The 21,333-nt window shown below is 40.0% G+C and carries 18 protein-coding genes and 1 riboswitch; of the genes, 6 read left to right on the top strand and 12 right to left on the bottom strand.

Annotation, left to right across the window (positions count from 1 at the left end):
• Positions 1 to 76: 76 nt before the first annotated feature.
• Positions 77 to 1,252 (bottom strand): multidrug effflux MFS transporter, encoded by a 1,176-nt coding sequence (locus tag HMPREF0623_RS02050; protein WP_002831644.1) that lies wholly within the window; start codon positions 1,250 to 1,252, stop codon positions 77 to 79.
• A gap of 425 nt (positions 1,253 to 1,677) precedes the next feature.
• Positions 1,678 to 1,849, top strand: a riboswitch (M-box (ykoK) riboswitch).
• Positions 1,850 to 1,966: 117 nt separating this feature from the next.
• On the opposite strand from HMPREF0623_RS02050, the gene mgtA reads away from it, so the two are divergent.
• Positions 1,967 to 4,624, top strand: a complete 2,658-nt coding sequence (gene mgtA / locus HMPREF0623_RS02045) for a magnesium-translocating P-type ATPase (protein ID WP_004165855.1) — start codon at positions 1,967 to 1,969, stop codon at positions 4,622 to 4,624.
• A 140-nt stretch (positions 4,625 to 4,764) separates the two neighbouring features.
• Positions 4,765 to 5,790: an LCP family protein gene (locus tag HMPREF0623_RS02040; protein ID WP_004165854.1), complete on the top strand. Its 1,026-nt coding sequence runs from the start codon at positions 4,765 to 4,767 to the stop codon at positions 5,788 to 5,790.
• Between the two features lie 485 nt (positions 5,791 to 6,275).
• Here HMPREF0623_RS02040 and HMPREF0623_RS02035 read toward each other — a convergent pair whose 3' ends face one another.
• Both HMPREF0623_RS02035 and HMPREF0623_RS02030 read right to left on the bottom strand, forming a co-directional pair.
• Positions 6,276 to 7,787 carry a YfcC family protein gene (locus HMPREF0623_RS02035; RefSeq protein ID WP_002831641.1) on the bottom strand — a complete coding sequence of 504 codons (1,512 nt, stop codon included), beginning with the start codon at positions 7,785 to 7,787 and terminating at the stop codon, positions 6,276 to 6,278.
• A 119-nt stretch (positions 7,788 to 7,906) separates the two neighbouring features.
• On the bottom strand, positions 7,907 to 8,182 hold the full coding sequence (locus HMPREF0623_RS02030; protein WP_004165852.1) for a hypothetical protein: 276 nt from the start codon (positions 8,180 to 8,182) through the stop codon (positions 7,907 to 7,909).
• A gap of 162 nt (positions 8,183 to 8,344) precedes the next feature.
• Between HMPREF0623_RS02030 and HMPREF0623_RS02025 the strand changes: the two genes are divergently transcribed.
• Positions 8,345 to 9,277 (top strand): LacI family DNA-binding transcriptional regulator, encoded by a 933-nt coding sequence (locus tag HMPREF0623_RS02025; protein ID WP_004165851.1) that lies wholly within the window; start codon positions 8,345 to 8,347, stop codon positions 9,275 to 9,277.
• 189 nt (positions 9,278 to 9,466) lie between these two features.
• On the opposite strand, the gene HMPREF0623_RS02020 is transcribed toward HMPREF0623_RS02025, so the two are convergent.
• Positions 9,467 to 9,823: a DUF1516 family protein gene (locus HMPREF0623_RS02020; RefSeq protein WP_002831639.1), complete on the bottom strand. Its 357-nt coding sequence runs from the start codon at positions 9,821 to 9,823 to the stop codon at positions 9,467 to 9,469.
• A 181-nt stretch (positions 9,824 to 10,004) separates the two neighbouring features.
• Here HMPREF0623_RS02020 and HMPREF0623_RS02015 point away from each other — a divergent pair, with 181 nt between their 5' ends.
• Both HMPREF0623_RS02015 and crcB read left to right on the top strand, forming a co-directional pair.
• Positions 10,005 to 10,406, top strand: coding sequence for a FluC/FEX family fluoride channel (locus HMPREF0623_RS02015; RefSeq protein WP_002831638.1), 402 nt, complete (start codon positions 10,005 to 10,007; stop codon positions 10,404 to 10,406).
• Positions 10,406 to 10,756 carry a fluoride efflux transporter CrcB gene (gene crcB, locus HMPREF0623_RS02010; protein WP_005916895.1) on the top strand — a complete coding sequence of 117 codons (351 nt, stop codon included), beginning with the start codon at positions 10,406 to 10,408 and terminating at the stop codon, positions 10,754 to 10,756. Before HMPREF0623_RS02015 ends, crcB begins: the two co-directional genes overlap by 1 nt.
• A gap of 5 nt (positions 10,757 to 10,761) precedes the next feature.
• On the opposite strand, the gene HMPREF0623_RS02005 is transcribed toward crcB, so the two are convergent.
• Positions 10,762 to 11,625: a DegV family protein gene (locus tag HMPREF0623_RS02005; protein ID WP_004165850.1), complete on the bottom strand. Its 864-nt coding sequence runs from the start codon at positions 11,623 to 11,625 to the stop codon at positions 10,762 to 10,764.
• A gap of 85 nt (positions 11,626 to 11,710) precedes the next feature.
• Complete coding sequence (locus tag HMPREF0623_RS02000; RefSeq protein WP_004165849.1) at positions 11,711 to 12,121, bottom strand: MarR family winged helix-turn-helix transcriptional regulator; 411 nt, start codon at positions 12,119 to 12,121, stop codon at positions 11,711 to 11,713.
• 133 nt (positions 12,122 to 12,254) lie between these two features.
• Between HMPREF0623_RS02000 and HMPREF0623_RS01995 the strand changes: the two genes are divergently transcribed.
• A complete protein-coding gene (locus tag HMPREF0623_RS01995) occupies positions 12,255 to 13,970 on the top strand; it encodes an Rqc2 family fibronectin-binding protein (protein WP_002831634.1) in 1,716 nt (571 codons plus the stop codon).
• 122 nt (positions 13,971 to 14,092) lie between these two features.
• On the opposite strand, the gene HMPREF0623_RS01990 is transcribed toward HMPREF0623_RS01995, so the two are convergent.
• The 6 genes from HMPREF0623_RS01990 to HMPREF0623_RS01965 form a co-directional block, all read right to left on the bottom strand.
• Positions 14,093 to 16,552, bottom strand: a complete 2,460-nt coding sequence (locus HMPREF0623_RS01990; protein ID WP_004165848.1) for an ATP-binding protein — start codon at positions 16,550 to 16,552, stop codon at positions 14,093 to 14,095.
• A 1-nt stretch (position 16,553) separates the two neighbouring features.
• Positions 16,554 to 17,639, bottom strand: coding sequence for a carbamoyl phosphate synthase small subunit (locus tag HMPREF0623_RS01985; RefSeq protein WP_002831632.1), 1,086 nt, complete (start codon positions 17,637 to 17,639; stop codon positions 16,554 to 16,556).
• Positions 17,640 to 17,667: 28 nt separating this feature from the next.
• The gene (pyrR, locus tag HMPREF0623_RS01980) at positions 17,668 to 18,201 is read right to left on the bottom strand and encodes a bifunctional pyr operon transcriptional regulator/uracil phosphoribosyltransferase PyrR (RefSeq protein ID WP_002831630.1); all 534 of its coding nucleotides are present in this window, start codon (positions 18,199 to 18,201) and stop codon (positions 17,668 to 17,670) included.
• An 80-nt stretch (positions 18,202 to 18,281) separates the two neighbouring features.
• Complete coding sequence (locus HMPREF0623_RS01975) at positions 18,282 to 19,190, bottom strand: RluA family pseudouridine synthase (RefSeq protein WP_002831629.1); 909 nt, start codon at positions 19,188 to 19,190, stop codon at positions 18,282 to 18,284.
• Between the two features lie 9 nt (positions 19,191 to 19,199).
• Positions 19,200 to 19,652 (bottom strand): signal peptidase II, encoded by a 453-nt coding sequence (gene lspA, locus HMPREF0623_RS01970; RefSeq protein WP_004165847.1) that lies wholly within the window; start codon positions 19,650 to 19,652, stop codon positions 19,200 to 19,202.
• 12 nt (positions 19,653 to 19,664) lie between these two features.
• Positions 19,665 to 21,332, bottom strand: a complete 1,668-nt coding sequence (locus tag HMPREF0623_RS01965) for a formate--tetrahydrofolate ligase (protein WP_004165846.1) — start codon at positions 21,330 to 21,332, stop codon at positions 19,665 to 19,667.
• Position 21,333 lies beyond the last annotated feature (1 nt).

The raw sequence follows: 21,333 nt of genomic DNA, 5'->3' as shown, positions 1-21,333 counted from the left end.
TTGTATATCTTCAGTTGATGGTCTTTCATTAACCAAGTTAATAGCTAATCATTATTGTTTTTTAATGAATCAGGCTTTACTGTTTATTAAAACTAAGCCAATAAACCAGGGACATGATCCCAACTACTATAAAAATATAAATTGGTAAGATGCCGACCCAGCCAGTGTGGAACACGCTAATTAGATAGGTTAGAAAACTAATCACTAGGTAATAAGCAAAGCTAAAAATTCCACTAGCCACCCCTATAATTTTTTCATAACCTACTAAAGCAAGGTTTAAGGAAAGGGGGAGTACAGTATATAAACCTAAGAAAACAATAAAGGTACCAGTAATAAATCCGATTACTGAATCTTGTAAAACCGTTAGAAACATAAATAGTCCGCCAAATAAAGAAAAAATCAAACCTAATTTAATAATCTTAGTGGGCGACCAGATTAAGACTAACTTGTTAACCATTATGGCACCAATGATGCTGGATAAGGCAATTATAATACCTATGATTCCATATTGGACTGGTGAGAAACGAAAATGATCAATAAAAATAAACGGAGCTTCCGCGTAGAAACTAAATAAAATTCCGTTAATTCCACTGATCAATAAACCATAGGCCAGTACATTATGGTCTGTAAAAAGACGCCGAACTACCGCAATCAGAGAAATTTTGGGTCCTTTAACACCGATTGCCGGATTGGTTTCTGGCAACCGCGCCCCGGTATAAATTATCAATGAAACTGCAATAGCAATTAGCACACCAAAAACGCTGCGATAGCCAAAGTAAGTTTGGGCGTATCCACCAAGCAGGGGACCAATCGCAGGGGAGAGGGCCAAGGCCGCACCTACGTTAGCGAAAACCTTAGCTCCCTTACTTCCCGAGAAACTTTCTCGCATGATTGTCTGGGTCACTACCGATCCCACGCTAGCTCCGAAAGATTGGATCAATCTAAAGAAAATCATGACTATAAAATTAGGCGCAAAAAATAGTCCGACGTTGCCGACAAGGTAGACTAATAAGCCCTCTAACATCGCAGGTTTGCGGCCCTTGACATCTGAACGCTTCCCCCAAAATAATACCCCCGCTGCAAAAGCAACAAAGTAAGTGCTCATTACTAATTGACCAGTCCGATCGGCTACATTTAAATTAGCACTCAAGGCAGGGAGGACGGGAGTGAAGATGGATTCACTAATTTGCGGGAAACCCACTAATGCGATAATAATCATTAAAGATGGAACTTGTTTTTGGACGTTTTTCATTTTTATACTTCCTTTATTTAATATTTTTTAAGAAAAACGTCCTAATTTAATTACTGTCACACATGAGATAAAGTCTTTATATTCGATTATTTAAACCTTCTTTCTACACTTATCTTCCCATTTTGCATATCTTTACTAGGGTAACAATTAATTATTTTACATGCAACATTCGCCCATTACCGTGAGCGAACCTTTTGAAGAATAACTTTATAAATACTAAAAAGCATAATCAAAAAAGTGTTTTTTTAGTCACTCTTTTTATATAATTTAGTCGGGATTTAGCTGGGGAGGCCCCCTTTCCCAAAATCGTTACTATTAACCGTCAAGAAAAAATTATAAATAATTAGTTAAGTGTTTGGTTTGCGTTAGTTTTATTTGTAAATATAAAGTATGATGAAACCATAACAGGGTACTCTGTTTTAATTGAATACATTTGTTAGGTGAGGCTCCTATACAAACATAGGCTGCTGCCCAAAAATGTCGAGAGACACTAATGGGTAGAACAGGAATTGTCGAATTCAAGGCTTTTCTTAAGGTAGCTAAAATTGGAAAATTTTTACGTTGTATAGTGCTAAAGCTCAACGAATAGATCAGCGTTTACTTACTATAAACTAAATGCGGCTTTTTGCTGAGCTTCGGGGCAAAAAGTCGTTTTTTATTTGCCCTGAAGTCTCCACCTCAACAACTTTTATAGGTTTTTAAGGAGGGAGAAAAATGAAAAATGTAGGTAAGACAAATTTAAAACCAAATTACGAAAAATTTGCTAAGGCAAGTATTCGTGAGTTATTTAAAGATTTTAATATCACGACGACGGGCCTTAGGCAAACCCAGGTTCAAAAAATGCGAAATAAGTTTGGCCCTAATAAGCTAACGGATAATGCGAAAAAATCAATTATCAGTGCGATCTTAGGAGCATACATTACGCCGTTTACGATTGTTTTAATTTGCATTGGCTTAGTGTCCTTCATTACCGACGTGGTTTTAGCTCCGCCTGGGGAACGTAACTATCTGGGGAGTGGAATAATTTTTGGAATGGTAATTATAAGCGGAACGATGACCCTTATACAGTCACTTCGGTCTACAAAAGCCGTAGAACAATTAAAAACCATGATTAAATCTGTCACCACAGTCAAAAGGGCGAACGGAATCCAAAAAATCCCAGTAGATCACGTGGTTTGTGGGGATATAGTACAGCTTTCCGTAGGAGACATGGTGCCTGCTGACATTCGATTAATTAAGTCAAAAGATTTATTGGTTTCTGAAGCATCACTCACCGGCGAAAGCTATCCAGTGGAAAAGAACCATTTGCAATCTAAGAAGACCGTTAAAAGCGAAACGGACTACGAAAACTTAATTTTTATGGGAAGCTACGTTACTAACGGACAAGCTGAAGGACTGGTAATAGCGACTGGAAACCAAACTTTATTCGGCGGGATTGCCCATTCGGCATCAATTACGTCGACCGAAACTAATTTTGATCTAGGAATTCGAAAAACTTCGTACCTTTTTATAAAATTCACCGTGATAATGACTACCATTATTTTCCTAATTAACGGTTTAACCAAAGGGGATTGGCTAGAAGCGTTGTTATTTGGTCTTTCAGTAGCGGTCGGTCTCACCCCCGAAATGCTACCGATGATCGTTACTACTAATTTAGTTAAGGGAGCAACTAAAATGGCCAAGGGTGGAACGATCATTAAAAATTTAAAAGCAATTCAAAATTTAGGAGCGATTGACGTTTTATGCACGGACAAGACGGGTACGTTAACCCAAAATCAATTTTCCTTAAACCATTATTTAAATTGGAAGGGGACGACGGACGAAGAAACTTTAAAATGGGCGTATTTAAACAGTCGTTACCAAACTGGTTTTAATAATCCGTTGGATCAGGCCGTTATCGACGCAGCTAAACCGGAAGTTAAAGCTCAAGCAGCTAATTACCAAAAGGTTGATGAAATTCCTTTCGACTTTGAGCGTCGGCGAATGACCGTTATTCTTAAAGATCAATCCCAGCGCCATTACGAGCTAATTACCAAAGGTGCGGTAGAAGAGATGCTTGAAATCACTAATACGGTTTACTCTGCAGGTAGCTTGATCCCGCTAACAATAGAAATCAAGCACGAAATTTTAAGGCAAGTTAGCCAGTTAAACCAAGCTGGTTTACGGGTGGTGGCGGTTGCTCATAAGCGCTTAGCGACTGCCCCGAACACTTGTTCTGTTGAAGATGAAACCAACCTCAGCTTTATCGGAATTCTATCGTTCTTAGATTTTCCTAAACCGACTGCTAAGCAGGCCCTATCAGCCTTGAAGTCAAAGGGGATTACCATCAAAGTTTTGACGGGGGATAATGCAATTGTGACTAAAGCAATCTGTCAACAAGTCGGCTTAAGGGTAACTGGTATAGTAAGCGGTGAAAATATTGATCATTTAACCGACCAGGAACTAGGTCCGGTGGTCACCCAAAATAATGTTTTTATAAAACTAACCCCGCAAAACAAGCGAAGAATCATAAAGGCGTTAAGAAAAAATAAACACACCGTGGGCTTTTTAGGCGATGGAATTAATGACGTTCCAGCAATTAAAGCGGCTGATGTTGGAATATCCGTTAATTCGGCCGTAGACGTAGTAAAAGAAACTGCTGACGTAATTTTAACGGAAAGCGACTTAGTTATTTTGAAGCATGGAATATTAATTGGCCGGGAAGTATTTGGCAATATCATGAAGTATATTAAAGCAACCGCGAGCTCTAATTTTGGAAATATGTTTTCCGTATTAATTGCAAGCATCTTCCTGCCATTTTTGCCAATGCTCCCCCTTCAGATCCTTTTATTAAACTTCATTTATGACCTTTCTTGTATGTCCATTCCTTGGGATACGATGGACAAAGACTATTTAGAAAGGCATAAAAAATGGCAAGTTAACAGTATCAGCAAATTCATGGTTTGGTTTGGCCCAACTAGTTCTATCTTTGACATCACCACCTATTTACTAATGTTTTTCGTTATCTGTCCCGCGATTGTGGGCGGTGATTTTATACATTTGACCCATCCAAATCAAATGTATTTCATCGCGCTTTTTCAAAGCGGCTGGTTTATTGAGTCACTATGGTCCCAAACCATGGTTTTACACGCGCTAAGAACCGACAAAATTCCGTTTATTCAAAGTAGTGCCTCAGCCGTCCTAACGATAATCACGAGTTTGAGTATTGTCATCGGCACCGTTATTCCATTTACTCCGATTGGCAAAAGTTTAGGCTTGACCGCTGTACCAGGTAGCTATTGGATTTGGTTAGTAGTAACAATCTTTAGCTATCTTGCGCTTGCCACGATCGTTAAATCAACCTATATTCGTCGTTACAAGGGCTTCATTTAACAAATTTTGGCCCATCAAAATATGAATAATAACCGGGACGATACTAAATAAAATTGATTGTATAGGACTTTTAAATATAGCGCAGGTAATTTTATATTTACAGCTGAATTAAAGGGTTTTAAGATTGGAGGAACTGTATTATGAGAGCGAAAAAAGTATTTGGATATGTAGCAGCAATAGTGTTAGTGCTTTCGGTGATTGGAGTACTAGTTTTTAAGTTTTACGAGTATAAAGCGTTTAAGACGATAAAAACTAGTACTTCTTCGGTATCTAATAAAATTAATCAGCAAAAACCGTTCTCGGTTCTACTATTAGGCGTTGACACGGGCTCTGACGGCCGGATTGATAGAGGATTATCCGATTCGATGATGGTCGCGACGCTAAACCCACGCACTAAGCAGACGCTGCTTTATTCGGTCCCACGAGATTCTTTGGCCGAAATTAAGACCAACCATGCTAAAAAAGACGTTCAGAAAATCAACGCTGCTTATGAAATTGGTAAAGCACCAGTTGCTAAGAAAACTGTGAGCGCTTTTTTAGGTATGCCACTTGATTACAGTGTAACCATTGATATGGGCGCTTTAAAAGAGTTAGTCGACTTTGTGGGCGGGGTGACCGTCAAAACTGACATTGTGGTTAGCTTTGATGGTCAAACAATTCCAAAGGGTACCCATCATCTGAATGGTGAAAAAGCTTTAGCTTACACCAGGATGCGTTATCAGGATCCGCGTGGGGACTACGGACGACAATTACGACAGCAAGAAGTTTTAATGCAGATCGTCCACAAATTGCAGTCTCCACAATATATGTTTAGGATACCAACTTTGATGAACAAATTAGGTTCGCATATTAGTACCGACTTAACTACGCAGCAAATCGAAAAATTAATTAGTCATTACCATCAATGTACTAAGCACGTCGTGACAAAACAACTCGTTGGCCGAGAAGCTTGGATCAACGGAAGTTCTTATCAAGTAATCGATACTGCTAGTTTACAAAGCGCGTCAGACCAGTTGCGCAAAAATCTTGGACTAACATCTAAGAAATTGCACAATACAGAAACTAAGCTCAACGAATTGAACACTGATTTCTTTAGCAATCCTAACAGCACCACGTATAATACTGCGGGACTAGACACAACTTACTATACAGATAACACTTATTAGCAGGTATTGTACTAACCAAATAGTTTAAGCGTAGTAGCAGCTCAAAAAATCCATGATTATTACAAGAAGAGTATTTATTTGTACTTTATTAAATTTTGTAGTAATCATGGATTTTTTAGATTACTTATAAAATCAGACCATTATTAAAATTGTACGTTACTTTCAATAATATATATTATGTAAACTAGAAAAAGAAAACTAATTCAGTAGCAATTCATCTGCACTTTAATGGTCCCCACTCTTCCTTTCCCCAGGATTCATAGACATTTGACTTGTCCCAGATCAGATAGCTTTGCATTCTTTATCTGTACCAAGTTATACCAAGCTTAAGCTGTTTACAACGGTTAAATTGGCGGTTAACGTTCTGCTATGTAGTTTCTTAATGCTATACAATCATTTTTTACACCACATATAAAAAAACACGCACTTACAACGTTGAATTTAATTCGCTGACAAAGTACGTGTTTTTATTTAATTAGGAAACTTTAGATAATTGCAAGTACTGCTAAATATACGCACGTGGCAATCAATAAAACGACCATCAATTTAGCCATCCATTTCCACCAAACGGTAATGTTAACATGCGCAATTCCTAACGCACCGACCACGATCCCAGAGGTTGGCGTAATCAAGTTTACCCAGCCTGACGCAGCTTGAAATGCAGTTACTACGGTGCTTTCTGCAACGTGAGCAAAGTTCGCCATTGGACCTAAGATTCCCATTGTTGCCGATGCTAATCCAGAAGTAGATGGGATTAGGAACGACATTGGAATGTAGAACAAGTACGTCAAGATAATGAAAACAGTCTTTGGTAACGACTTGAGCCCCATTTCACCCCAGTGAAGAACGGTATCTGTAATTGCAGCATCATTCATAATTACTTGGATCCCCCGAGCAACGGCGACAATGATTGCTACACTTAATAGCTCGCTCATTCCATTCATAAAGGCTTCAATAAATTCACTTTCCTTCATGTGGGTTACAAACATAATCACAACCGACATTACGATGAAAAGCATGGTAATTTCATTAAAGTACCAGCTACCAAACGGTACAATATCTGTTCCAAGTAACTTGCCAAGGAATGGAATTCCAGTTAGCCACTTAACCGACTGGTCCCAAAAAGTAAAGTTTGGGTTAATTGAACTCCACGGAATCAAAGCAATAATCATGAGTACGAAAGTTAAACAGAAGATGAAAAGCACCCGTTTTTGCGCCTTGGTTAACTTTTCAGTTTCAGCAGCCTGATTCTCATCAAATCCTTGTAAAAAGCGCTTCTGATCGGCCTCGCGTTGACCATAAACCAGAGATTTAGTAGGATCCTTTTTAATCTTAGTAGCATAGCGATAAACGAACGTAATACTAATAACGTCGAATAGAACTAGCAAGAGAATCCGAGAAAATAATCCGTCTCCCATCGAGATATTAATCGTTTGGGAAGCAACTCCGGTAGCAAACGGATTAACCGTGGAAGCTAAGCATCCAATTTGCGTACCAATTAACGCAATCCCAACTGCAGTAAGGGAATCAAAGCCTACTTTCATCATTACTGGAATTAGTAAGGGATAAAACGCAATGGTTTCTTCCCCCATTCCAAAAGTTGTGCCCCCAAGGGAAAATAAAATCATTAAAATAATAATGAGTGCTTTTTCACGCCCTTGTAGCTTGTAGACGATTTGATTAATCCCCTTATCTAAAGCTTCGGTTTTATTAACCACTCCTAAAAATCCCCCAATTACCAGGATGAATAAGGAAATTGAAATGGCACCGTCTGTGTACTTGTTCCCGATCATTCCAATGATTGGGGCCATACAAATATCCCAAATGCCTTGGGGACGATATCCCGTCTGCTGGTAAGTTCCAGCAATAATCCGCCCCGCTTTGTCCATTGCGTAGTGACCGCTTGGAATGAACCACGTTAAAATACCGATCATAATGATAATAAATACTAAAACGGTATACGCGGATGGCATTTTGAACTTAAATTTTTTGTTCATAGTCATCTCATCACCTTTCATTCAAATTGCACATTGATGTACCTAAAATGATGATAAGTTTTTTTGAACAAAAAAACAATTGTCAGGATACATTTTGTAGCCTTTTAAGCGTATTAACTTTAAAGCTTAACTAAGACATCTTTAAATTGGTTTCGTAAATATTCGCCGATCCCTAGCCCATTTTCGAAAAATTTCATCTGCGTGCCCTGGTAATTAAAGGAATATACTTTAGTACCTAGAAAATCACTTTGGGTTACGTAAATAATATCGCTGAGCTTTATTGAACAACTAAACTTACTAGTGCTGGAAATAACCAAATATCCATTATGGCATTTAAGGTTAGCATAATACATTTGACCATGACTACCAGCGATTACTTCAAAATACGTATACATATAAATCTCCCCCTTTACCTTGGAGTTTAAAGGGGGAAATCGGTTTCACATCAAGTGAAGTACTTTATTTTGTCAACTGGAACGGGTTCCCTTTTACCTAATTTGTTATGAAACGCGTTTCATATATTAAAATAGACTTATCAGGATTAGGAGATGGATTACATGACCAACATTAGAGACATTGCTAAAAAATCTGGGTATTCGGCATCTACTGTTTCCCGCTTTCTCAATCAGACTGGTTACGTATCCCAATCGGCGAAGCAAGCTATCCAACAAGTCATCGACGAACTAGATTACGTACCCAACGCGCTTGCTCGCGATTTAAGTAAGGGTAAATCTAACACGATCGGTATCGTAATCCCACAAATGCAGCACCCGTTCTTTACTGAATTAATTAACGGAATTATGGATACCGCCTTTGCTGCGGACTATCACGTTTCTGTGCTAGAATCGCGTTACGATGAGCAACTGGAAGAAAAATACTTAGAAAAATTGCATCGCAAAGCTTTTGATGCGCTCATCTTTACTTCACACAAGCTACCATTGGCACGTTTAGCTGCCTATCAAAAATACGGTCCGGTAATCTGCTGTGAAGACCCCGGGGTTACGCCAATTGCAGCGGCGTATGTTTTACGAAAAAAGACTTACGTGGCTGCTTTTAATTGGATTAAAAAAAACCGGTATTCTAAGATTGCCATTAATTTAAGCCGGCCCTACCAACTTAGTGCAACTAGTAAGGTAACTTTGCAAGCCTATCGAGACGTTTTCGAAACTTTTCCAGACGACCAGTTGATTTTTGAGGGAGTTGATAGTCATCCAGTTGCTTACCAAGCTGCTTCCCGGATCGCTCAAATCCACCCAGATTTTATCTTTGGCAACATCGATGACGTGATTGCTGGAGTCTACCAGTATTACATAGATAATCAATTGAAATTACCGAAAATGATGGGCCAAGAAAATCAAATATCCGGGAAATTATTAAAAATTCCCACTATTGACCACCATCTTCGTCAATTAGGACAAGCTGCGGGACGTTTAGCAATCTCTGGAGACGTTCGTCAAATTGCCATTGAATCCGACCTAATCATTCGTTAAAACTAAATTTAAAAGTTAGGTAGCTTGTGAGCATTAACAAAAAGCGACCATTATACCAGAATTTGGCATAATGGTCGCTTTCGAGTTAAGTGCAACCAGCTCAGCTGACGTTAGGTGCACGTTTTGACTTTACTAAAGTTAACACACAACAAGGTATTTTTTATAAGATGCTCATCTTTTACGATTCGACTAGCCATAAAAATACTGAATCACTACCGCAAGTAGCGATGTAATTGCAAATGCAAAGATGAGCAGGATCACAAAATTGCTTTTAAAGCCACGTTTATTGCGTTTGTACGTCAGCAAAAAGTCAAATAATCCGATGGTAATAATTTCTAAAATAAACTGTATCCAAACTAATAATGGCGACATGGCAACTGTGTGAACTACATTAAACAGTCCCGTAAGAATAACAAATATATATAATACCCGTGAACTGTACTGCGCGATTAATGTTTGTTGAAACTGGTCAATTGTTAATCCATACGCGCAAATCATTCCGACCAAAATCCACACAATACTATGTAGAAATTCAATTGTTGACATGCAAAGTAACCCCTTTAAATTTAAGCTTACTAAAGTAGTTTAGCATAGTTGAACCTTTGAGGTTGACACTAGGGCTTAATTGTAATCATACTGAAATCTTACTTTCCTGCTATGATGAACGCTTATTTTATGATATTTTATTTAATGTTGCTTATTTTCAATTGAAAGGGATTGAATTAATTTGTTTAAAAAAAGTGTTAGTGTTGCTCTGTTTGGAGCAATTGGCGGTGCTTTGCGACTGCTATTACAGTCATTTTTCCATCACGGTGCCACTGCTTTTCCATTAGATTTAATAATCATTAACCTCCTGGGGTCTTTTCTTCTAGGTATTCTAACAGGGGGCCTATTAACTGCGTTAGAAACTTCTGATTTTATTAACGTGGGGCTTACGACGGGATTAATGGGCGGCTTTACTACCTTTTCAACATTTATTCTATCCTCAGATAAACTGCTGGTACATTTGCAATGGATTAACGGTGGTAGCTTTATGATACTTTCCCTTCTTCTAGGAGTACTTTGCGCCTATGCGGGCCAAATTGGCGGCAAACAGATTTTGCATCATTATCGAAAGGAATGGGAGTAATGAGTTTATTAATTGTGAGCCTTGGAAGTGCTCTAGGCGCCCTTTTTCGTTTTTGGGCAACCACCTTCATTAATCGGCAGGCCCTTTCTGAAAGCTTCCCTTGGTCAACCTTTTTAATTAACATGCTAGCTTGTTTTTTGATTGGTTATTTAACTAGCGTAATTACCAGCCCCCTTACCCAAATTTTGCTAACTAGCGGTGTCCTTGGAGGTTTTTCAACCTTCTCAACGTTTGCAAATGAGGTAGTCACCCTATTCAAACAACCAAATACAAAAAAACTCGCGGTGCTTTACGCACTCGCGAGTTTACTAGGCGGATTACTTCTGGCAGCTCTTGGCAGCCAACTGTAATTCGTTTATTTTTTTGTGTAATCAATTAACCAAGCCAAAGCAATTGCTTTCTCACCTAAATGGGTTCCGATTACGGGACCAAAGTAAGATATATCAATTGGTAAGCTAGGATACTTTTCTTTTAGGCTCTCCCGCCATTTAATCGCGCTCTTTTCATCATTGGCATGAATGACTACGGCTCGCAGAGGATAATCTACTGATTTGTAGGCCTCCGCAAAGAGTTTTTCAACCCGTGCCATTGCCTTTTTACGCGACCGAACCTTTTCGAAAGCGACAATTTCGTGCTTGTCGTTGAAAGTTAAAATCGGCTTAATCTTTAATAAGCTTCCCACGAAAGCAGAAGCGTTAGATAGACGGCCCCCGCGGACAAGGTTTTGTAGATCATCCACAACAAAATACTCGTCAAATGTCGAACGTAAAAAGTCGAGTCGCGCAATGATGTCGTTGATATCGGCATCTTCTTTTGCCATACGCGCAGCTTCAAGCGCAAGTACTCCCATTAAGCGAATCGTTAGTTGAGAATCATAAACTACTAGGTTAACTCCGTCAATGGTCCCTTCTAGACTCTTTAAGCTCGCCACTAAACCTGAAATCGTACTAGCTAAGTGGATACTGATGATATTTTCATAACCCTGTTTAGCTAAATCTTGGTAAAGTTCAATCATTTCTCCTAGTGGAGGCTGTGATGTGCTAGGAAATGATTGCGACGTACGCAGGCGTTCGTAAAATTCTTCGGTAGTAATATCAACGCCTTCTTTATAACTTTTTCCGTCGATAATTACTGGAATTGGAACAACCGTGATATTATTTTCTTCAATTTCTTTATCCGTTAAATAACAAGTACTATCAGTAACAATAGCTGTTTTCATTAGTACACCTACTTCATTTAAAATCCATAACAATCACTATACCATAATTCTTTATTGAATGCTCCCATAACTTGACACGACAGCCCTATTTTAAAGCGTTTTTTAATACGCGATTAATTAAGATTTGAAACATGGCGGATTCCTCTTCACTCCAGTTATCAAAAAGATGCCGGTCAAACTCAGCCATTTTTTGGTTAACGTAAGTTCTTAAGGTATCGCCTTTATCGGTAATCGTAAAAGTACTTTTACGTTGGTCGATTTCATTACTTTGTTTTTGCAAAAAATTATGCTGGATAGCATGTTTTAATTGACGACTAACGGTTGATTTATCTAAGCCGCTTAGTTCCACTAAATTTAGGGTCGTTAGTCTAGCATCGTTAACGTAATTCACCATCTTCCAATCTGCAACGGTCCCCGTCATTTCATAACAATATTTTTTTAAGTAGTTATTACGAATATGAGCAATTTGCTCTAAGGCAGTTAAACTGGCTTGCATAAATGATCCTCTCCTTCGTATTGCATTATACAACTAAAATAGTTGTATAATGCAAATAAGCAATTCTTTGCAACTAAAATCTATAAACGGTATACTTGAAATTAGTAATTAATTATTAGAAGGGACTGATTACATGGCCTTTGATGGTTTATTTACCCACGCCATGGTTAACGAGTTACGCAGTCTTGAAAGTGGCCGCGTAGCTAAAATTTACCAACCTTACCAAAGTGAATTAGTACTCACTATCCGAGCAAATCGGAAAAACGTTCCTTTACTAATTTCCTCGCACCCTAATTATGCACGTGTTCAAGTTACTAACCAAGCCCTATCCAACCCCGCTACTCCTAGCAATTTTGTAATGAGCTTACGGAAACACCTTGAGGGCGCTATTTTAAAGTCGGTTAAGCAACTGGATAATGACCGTATTATTAACTTCTATTTTTCACACCGTAACGATATTGGTGACGAAGAAGACGTAATCCTATCAGTTGAGATTATGGGTCGGCGTAGTAACGTTATTTTGTACTTAGGCAGCTCGCAAAAAATTATCGACACGATCAAACACATTTCTGCTGATCAAAACCGATATCGGATGTTAGTTCCGGGCGCACAATACATTACCCCACCCGCTCAAGAATTATTGAACCCCTTTACTGACTCTAACCAGCAAACCTGGGACAATTTGCTTCGGGATTACCCAAATTATGAAGTTTTAGCTAAGCAAATTCAAGCCACATTTCAAGGCTTTGGCAAAGAAAATGCCCTTGAATTAGCTTATCGCTTAATTAATGGACAAACTCCCGCAACGATTGTCCACGAGTTCTTAGATTGCTTCAATACGGGCCCAAAAGGATTTATTTACGAGTCTCAGGCTAAAAAGTTAACCTATTCAGCAATCCAGCCTACGTTAACTGCGGATCAACCAAATTTGCAAGCCTTTAATAGCCTTTCTGAAATGCTGGATCAATACTATTTTGAGAAAGTCCAACGGGATCGGGTTCAGCAACGGGGACATCAATTAATTCGGGTAGTGCGTAATGAATTAAAGAAAAATCGTAAAAAGCTAAAAAAATTGCAAAATACAATGGCTCAAACCCAGTATGCTGATAGCTACCGGATTAAAGGAGAGGTATTAACCACGTATTTAAGCCAGATCAAGCGTGGAATGACTTCCGTTGAATTGCCCAACTTTTATGATCAGAATCAACCAATTACGATCAAACTATCAAACCAATTATCACCGTCGCAGAACGCACAAAAGTATTTTAAAAAGTACCAAAAGGAAAAAAATGCCGTCAAGTACGTTAGCGAACAGATTGCGCAGACCGAAAGTGAAATTGCTTTTCTGGACAATATTGAAACTCAAATTGATTTGGCTAAACCAGAAGATTTGGCCGAAATTAAAATCGAGTTGGAAAATGAAGGTTACCTTCGTAAGCAAAGGAATCCTAAAAAACGTGTCAAAAACGTTATTAGTAAGCCGGAGCAGTTTATTTCCAGCGATCAAACACCTATTTTGGTGGGAAAAAATGATGCCCAAAACGATCGTTTAACATTGAAGACCGCCAAAAAAGATTACTATTGGCTACATGCTAAAGATATTCCTGGTTCACACGTTATCATAGAAAGTAGCCAGCCGTCAGAACAAACCCTGATTGAAGCAGCTACAATTGCAGCATATTATTCAAAGGGAAAGAATTCAGCTAACGTACCTGTTGATTACGTACCAGTAAAGAATATCCGTAAACCGAATGGCGCTAAACCGGGATTTGTGATTTACGAAGGGCAACGTACTTTAAAAGTTACCCCACAGATTACGGTCGTTCAAAAATTGATGCAGAAAAAATAACTAACTAATTCAAAAAAACTGTCATATTAAGTCAGATAACGGAACACACTTAGAAGTTAAGTTCTCAGGTGTATTCATAATTGACTTTATAATGACAGTTTTTTTATGCTCTAATCTTAAAACTATGAGTCAGCTTGTTCTAGTTTGGCACCAATTGCTAAGGAGTATGGCGCCCTTTGTGGTTGCGTTAACCCAAATTGCTTATACGGATAAACATGTTCGTAGTGATACCTAGCCATCCGAACCGGGTGTTCTTCAATTTGGAACGTTCCGGTAAGCGTAATTTCAGTAATCATTCCTGCAAAATCTTGGTTAAATGCAAGGGATAAGAATGGTAAATCCTGGATTGCCACCGGTACACAGCTAATCACCTTCAACGCGGAAGCTTCTTTTTTCAACATTACCGAAAAGATTCCGTCATGTTCAATTTGATTAGCTTCCTCATCAATTGCCGAGGTATCTAACTGTTGATCCACGACTGAGTTCTCAGCAAAACTAAACAGTCTATTCTGATCTACCCCGATAATGCCAAATAGATGGGTTTGACCATTTATCTTACTAATTACCGCCATGTAATCAGCTCCGATGTTTTCTGACCGCGTCGTTCGGCTTAGAGGGATTTGCGCAATTTCAATGTTTTGTTCGGTTAACTGTGTAACAATTTGCCATTTTCCTTGAGCCAGCACTTTATCAGGCTTTTCACGTTGGATAATATTCAAACAATTTTCCACGGTTAAGGGCTCTAAATAGACTTTGTCCGCTAATTGCTGGTTAAAAGTAATTGCGTTAGGGTTATTGTTAATTAAAATCACTTTGTACCCTAAAGTCTTACACCGCCGTAAGGTTTGAAAAGTGGTATACTCTGCAGCACTATTCGTTCCCACCTGGCTGTTTGCCGTGCCTAAAACTAACACCTTTTTACCGGAAATCTGCACAGCCTCGTCTTCATCTTCAAAAGTTGAATAATAGGTGTTGGTGAGGTATGGAAATTCCCCAGCGGTAGGCTCAACGCCCTTGTAGGTCGGAAATACTTTAGCCGTTTCCGTCCGAAATTTACGTACTGCACTAGGAGTGGTGCGCCAGAGGTGGGCAATTTGTGTGTCTCCAAATCCAAAGTATTTCGCTTCTCGTAAAGCCTCGGCATCAAAATGGTGGGCCTTTAGACGGTTTTCAACTTTAATTAAATGCCGTAATTTGTAGAAATAAAAAGCGTCAATGTGCGTCATTTCAGCAAGCTCGTCAACTGTATAACCTCGTCGTAAAGCCTCTAGTAAATAGTAAACTTCGCCCGCCCGCTCGTGGATCAAGACGTTAATCAGTTGCGCCTCGCTCAATTGGGATTCGTCCAGGGCCGCTTGTTCCGCAGCTGTCGTCGAATCTACTGAGCGAATCGCCTTTTGAAGAGCTTCTTCCGCGCTCCGTCCGAAAGACATTACTGCTCCCGTTGATTTCATTTTCGTATTTAACTCTTGATCCGCATTCTTAAAGCTAGCAAACGACCATGTCGGAAAGCGTACCGCAATATGATCTAACGTAGGCTCAATTAATGCCAAGGCGTCGTGTTTTTGCACTCCGGTTAGCTCAATTTCGCGAAGGTTCTTTCCTAATAAGATCTCGGCCACTACTGTAGCAACGGGATAGCCAGTTGCTCGCGCTGCAAAAGCCGTAGTCCGGTCAAAGAACGGATTGATTCGTGTTACGAAGTACTTGCCGTTCGTCGGGTCAAGTGCGTATTGGACATGACAAACGCCCTTAATCTTCAAAACTTCGGTAATTTTTAATGCCGAAGCCCGCAATTCTTGAAATTCTGTATCGGTCAACGTTTGCGTTGGACTAAAGATAATCGAATCACCCGAATGAACACCGATTGGGTTAAGGTCTTCGGCACCATTAATAAGTAGCTTCGAACCTTCTGCGTCTCTAATCACGGTCATCTCAATCTCTTTATAGCCCACTACGCTCTTTTCTACGGCAACTTGGTTAGTTGTCGAGACCTTGAAGGCCGTCTCTAACACTTCTTGTAACTGGTGTTCGTTATCGCATTTAATTCGGTTTGTCTTAGTTAAGGAAGCAATCGGTTTGATTAATATCGGGAACCCCACTCGCTTAGCAAACATAACCGCGTTTTTTTCGTTTTCCACTACCGTCGTCGGAATAATTGGTTCCTTAATATGTCGCAGGACTTTATTCATCAATTCAGGATTATTGATGTTGTGGATCGTAGTGGTCGTGACGCCCATTGTCCGAATATTAAGCTCTTTTAGGATCCCAGATTCATTTAACTGCTCCGCTAACTGTAGCCCGCCAGTATTACCTACTACCGGCAAGATTACGTCGATTTCATGTTCTCGAAGAATCTGGATTAAATTGTTCACCGTTAATTCGGTGACGATAAAGTTAATTGGCACGTCTAGTTGCGGGATTACGGAGTTAGCATCGTTGGTTACGTAAAATAAATTACGTCCCTTTTGCGCAAAAATCTCAATAATTTGTGCGGCTGCTGCTTCGCTTTCCGTATCGCGACCAATTTGCGTTGGTCCGTTACCAATAATTAAAACGTTTCTTGCGTGAAATCTAGCCAACTTAACGGCCCCCTCTTGTCGTCATCATTTCCATAAATTCATCAAACATTTCGGTTGCTTCGCGAGGTCCTGGTGAACTATCAGGGAAAAATTGGACGCTAAATGCGGGGAAGTCCCGGTGCCGTAAACCTTGAATTGAGTGATCAATCATATCATAATGCGTAACAATTAAATCCTTGCGGTTCACGGTTGCTGGGTCTACCGTGTATCCCTGACCATGTGATGCGTACATTATTTCGTCGGTAATTACCGATAAAATTGGATGATTAGCGCCGTGATGCTCAGAGGTTAGTTCACTAATTTGGCAACCATTTGCAATTGCAAATGCTTCATGCCCCAACCCAATCGCAAATAAAGGAATATTATTGCGCTGTACGGTTTGAATCATTTCGATAACTTCCGCTGGTAAATCATTGGGATTCCCGGGACCCGTGGAAATAATCACACCGTCCGGATCAAGGCTAAAAATAGTATCGGCAGTTGCTGAATAAGTTAAAACCGTAACGTTGCAATCTCGTTGGTTTAACTGCCGTAAAATACCATATTTTAGTCCTAAATCAATTACCACCACATTTTTACCATTTCCTGGATTAGGGAATGGTTTAGGGGTTGAAACTTGGTTTACCTGTTGATTAGTCAAGACAATCGCCCGGAGTTGGTCAAATGCATGTTCTAAATCCTTAACCGGATCGATAATGCTTCCCTTCATTTTACCGTTGGTGCGTAGTTTTTTAATTAATGCACGGGTATCAATTCCAGAAATTCCCGGAATGTTTTGTCGCTTTAAATATTCGTCCAGCGAAAGGCGCCGACGCCGGTTAATGGAAACGTCGGCGACATCACGGACAATCACTCCCTTACAAGTTGGGTCAACAGATTCATAACTCGAGCGGTCAATACCGACCGCACCAATGGTTGGTTGAGAAAAAACAATAATTTGATTATGGTAAATTTGATTAGTAATCACCTGCTGATAGCCGGTCATTACGGTATTAAAAACAACTTCGCCAAAGGTGGTTGCTCGTGAGCCAAATGCTTTGCCTTTAAAAACAGAACCATCTTCTAAAATCAAGTAACGGTCTGCCATAATGCCACCTCCACAATTTAATGCACCTTTAATTCGTTAATAACACAACGTCTTCATCGTCGATTTCACGAACGGAGACGTTTATTTTTTCATTCTGGGCAGTAGGAATGTTTTTCCCGACGAAATCTGCTCGAATTGGTAATTCACGGTGTCCGCGGTCGACCAAAACAGCTAAACTAATTTGCGCTGGCCGGTTAATGTCCATAATGGCATCCATTGCCGCCCGAATCGTTCTCCCAGTATACAATACGTCGTCGATCAAGATAACCTTCTTGTCTTTCAAGTCAATTTTAGATAGGTTAGCATTAGTTTTGGTAGGCCGCTTGCCTGCCCCATCGCGTTGATCGTCGCGATACTCCGCAATATCCAACTCGCCAACTGGAATATCAATATTCTCTAATTGTTTCAGGCGTTCAGCAATTCGTTTAGCAATGTACACTCCCCGAGTTTTAATGCCAATTAAAACAATATCTTCAACGCCCTTATTCCGTTCGATGATTTCATATGTAATGCGAGTCAACGCTCGTTTCATCGCCATTGCATCCATAATTTCTTTTTCCATAATGTCAGCTCCTCCGTAGTTTTAATATCAACGCCATACTTACGTTATCTAAATCTTTTTCAACCTTGTGCAAAAATTTCTTAGTCACTAATGGCTCGTAATTTTTTTAAAGTGGCCTGGAAAATAGCTGGTGGATCAACTTCAAACACCATTTCTTCGCCAGTCCGCGGGTGTTTAAACCCTAGTAATTTAGCATGTAAAAACTGGCCGTTTCCCTTCAAGGTCTTTCGGGGACCGTATAACGGATCTCCCGCTACGGGATGACCAATGTACTTAAGGTGCACCCGAATTTGATGGGTTCGTCCGGTTTCTAGCTGGCATTCTATGAGGGTATATTCGCCAAACCGTTCTAAAACTTTAAAATGTGTGACCGCCGGGCGACCTTCCTCGTTGATGGCCATTTTTTTGCGATCTTTTTTAGAACGACCAATTGGTGCATTAATCGTACCAGTATCTTCTTTGATATTACCATGAACGATTGCCCAATACTTACGTTGGTTAGTTTTGTCCTTTAACTGTTTGCTCAAGCTTACTAAAGCTTGGTCGTTTTTAGCAACCATAAGCAATCCGGAAGTATCCTTGTCAATTCGATGCACAATTCCAGGGCGCAACTCCCCATTAATCGTTGCCAAAGGCGTGTGGGCCAGTAGTCCGTTCACCAAAGTTCCATGATCGTGCCCGGGAGCAGGATGGACAACCATACCCTGGGGCTTATTAACAACAATCACGTCGTCATCTTCATATACAATATCTAAATCCATTTTTTCGGGCTGAACGTCAATTGCTACCGGATCTGGTAGCTTGATTATAACTTGATCGTTCGGTTTAACTTGATAACGATTGGTAGTAGGCACGTCGTTTACCAGAATCTGCCCTTTTTTAATCAAGCTTTGCACTTGAGAACGGGTTAGATCAGCGACGTTTTCCGCAATCACCTTATCCAAACGCCCCTTTGCAGATTCTTCAATCGTAAAATTAATTTCTTTCATAAAATCCCCTTATCCTTCAATTCGGTTATCTCGCATAATCGCAATCATTAAAATGAGCACTCCGATGGTTAAGCAACTATCGGCAATGTTAAAGATTGGAAAATTAAACCAATCCACTTGAAACATATCCACCACGTACTTTAACCGAATGCGGTCAATAAAATTACCCAGCGTGCCACTAATCATTAGGCTCAAGCCCCAACGATACCAAACGTGGTTATGCTGCGTAATTAATAAATAGCCCAAAACAAAGAGCGCAACGATTGTGATTAGAGTAAATAAAAGTTGGCTTCCTGCCAAAATACTCCAGGCTGCCCCGTCATTACGTAAATTAGTTAACGACAGTGCACCTGGAATTAATGGCCATACTGCACCTAAGGGAATCGTGTGGCTAATAAAAAATTTAAATGCTTGATCAGCTATTAATAGAATTAGCCCAAAAATATAAGCAGTGTATTTCATAACTTCTAATCACTAAAATAATCCAGTGATTTCTCCTTTATCATTAACGTCAATATTTAATGCAGCCGGTTGCTTAGGTAGTCCAGGCATGGTTAATACTTTGCCAGTTAGTACAACTAAGAATCCAGCCCCTAAGCGAATGTTAATGTCATTAACGTGCATAGTGAATCCTGTCGGTGCCCCTAATTGTTTAGGGTCGTCGGTGAAGGAATATTGGGTCTTAGCCATGCAAATTGGCAATTTATCCCAACCATTTTGCTCACATTCTTTAATTTTCTTCAAAGCCGTTGCTGAATATTGAACTTCAGCGCCCCCGTACATTTTTTGCACAATCGCTTTAACTTTATCTTGAATAGGAGCTGCCACATCATACAACGGTTGCATCGTAACATCTGAATTTGTGTCGGTAGCTGTAATCACGGCCTGGGCCAACTCTTTACAGCCAGCACCGCCCTTCGCCCAAGCATCAGTAACTACTGCTTGTACGCCAGTCTGTTCTACTAATTGCTTGAGTTCGGCAATTTCTTGATCAGTGTCAGAAGTAAAATGGTTTATCGAAATCACTACTGGCACTTGGTAACGTTGCATATTTTTAATGTGTCTTTGTAAGTTTACAAAACCCTTTTCCAAGGCGACAAGGTCTTCGTTTTGCAAGTCAGCTAGCTTAGCGCCTCCGTTGTACTTCAACGCCCGTACGGTAGCCACAATGACGATCGCGTCAGGTTCTTTACCTAAAACGGGAGTCTTAATGTCCAAAAATTTTTCAGCACCCAAGTCTGCTCCAAAACCGGCTTCCGTAATTGTGTAGTCAGCGTGTTTTAGCGCCGTTTTAGTTGCTAAAACACTGTTACAGCCATGTGCAATATTAGCAAATGGACCACCATGAATTAATGCTGGAGTATGACCTAATGTTTGGACAAGGTTAGGCTTTAAAGCATCTTTTAAGAGGGCGGTAATCGCACCGCCGACCTTTAGATCACGGACAAAAATTGGTTCTCCAGCATAATTTTTAGCAATTAAAATTCGGTTAATCCGCTTTTTAAGGTCCGTCAAGCTTTCTGCCAAACACAAAATCGCCATTAATTCACTTGCAACGGTGATGTCAAAGTGATCTTCCCGCGGCACCCCACTAAAGCGACCGCCCATGCCAATCACGATGTTTCGAAGCGCCCGATCGTTAATATCTAAGCACCGCCGCCAAACAATGGTTCGCGGATCGATATTGAGTTGATTTCCCTGCTGAATATGGTTATCAATCAAGGCTGCCAATGTATTATTAGCAGCGGTCAATGCGTGCATATCGCCGGTAAAATGCAAGTTAATTTCATCCATTGGGACTACTTGTGAATATCCTCCACCAGTAGCACCGCCCTTCATGCCCATTACAGGGCCTTGTGAAGGCTCTCTTAGCGCTACCATTGCAGAACCAGTCATTTCATTTAAAGCGTCGCCAAGCCCCACCGTGACCGTCGACTTACCCTCTCCAGCCGGGGTAGGATTAATTGAAGTAACCAAAACTAGTTTACCTAATTGAGCAGCTTCTTCGTCTTCAGCAAAAATATCAATCTTTGCCTTGTAACGCCCATATGGTTCGACGGTTTTTTCATTAAATCCCGCCTGCTGGGCAATTTCTTGAATGGGTAGCATTTCTGCATTTTGGGAAATCTCAATATCGTTCATA

The sequence above is a fragment of the Pediococcus acidilactici DSM 20284 genome, assembly GCF_000146325.1.
Lineage (GTDB): Bacteria > Bacillota > Bacilli > Lactobacillales > Lactobacillaceae > Pediococcus > Pediococcus acidilactici.
The sequence above is the reverse complement of the archived record's forward strand: the minus strand, read 5'-3'. Positions and strand labels throughout refer to the sequence as shown.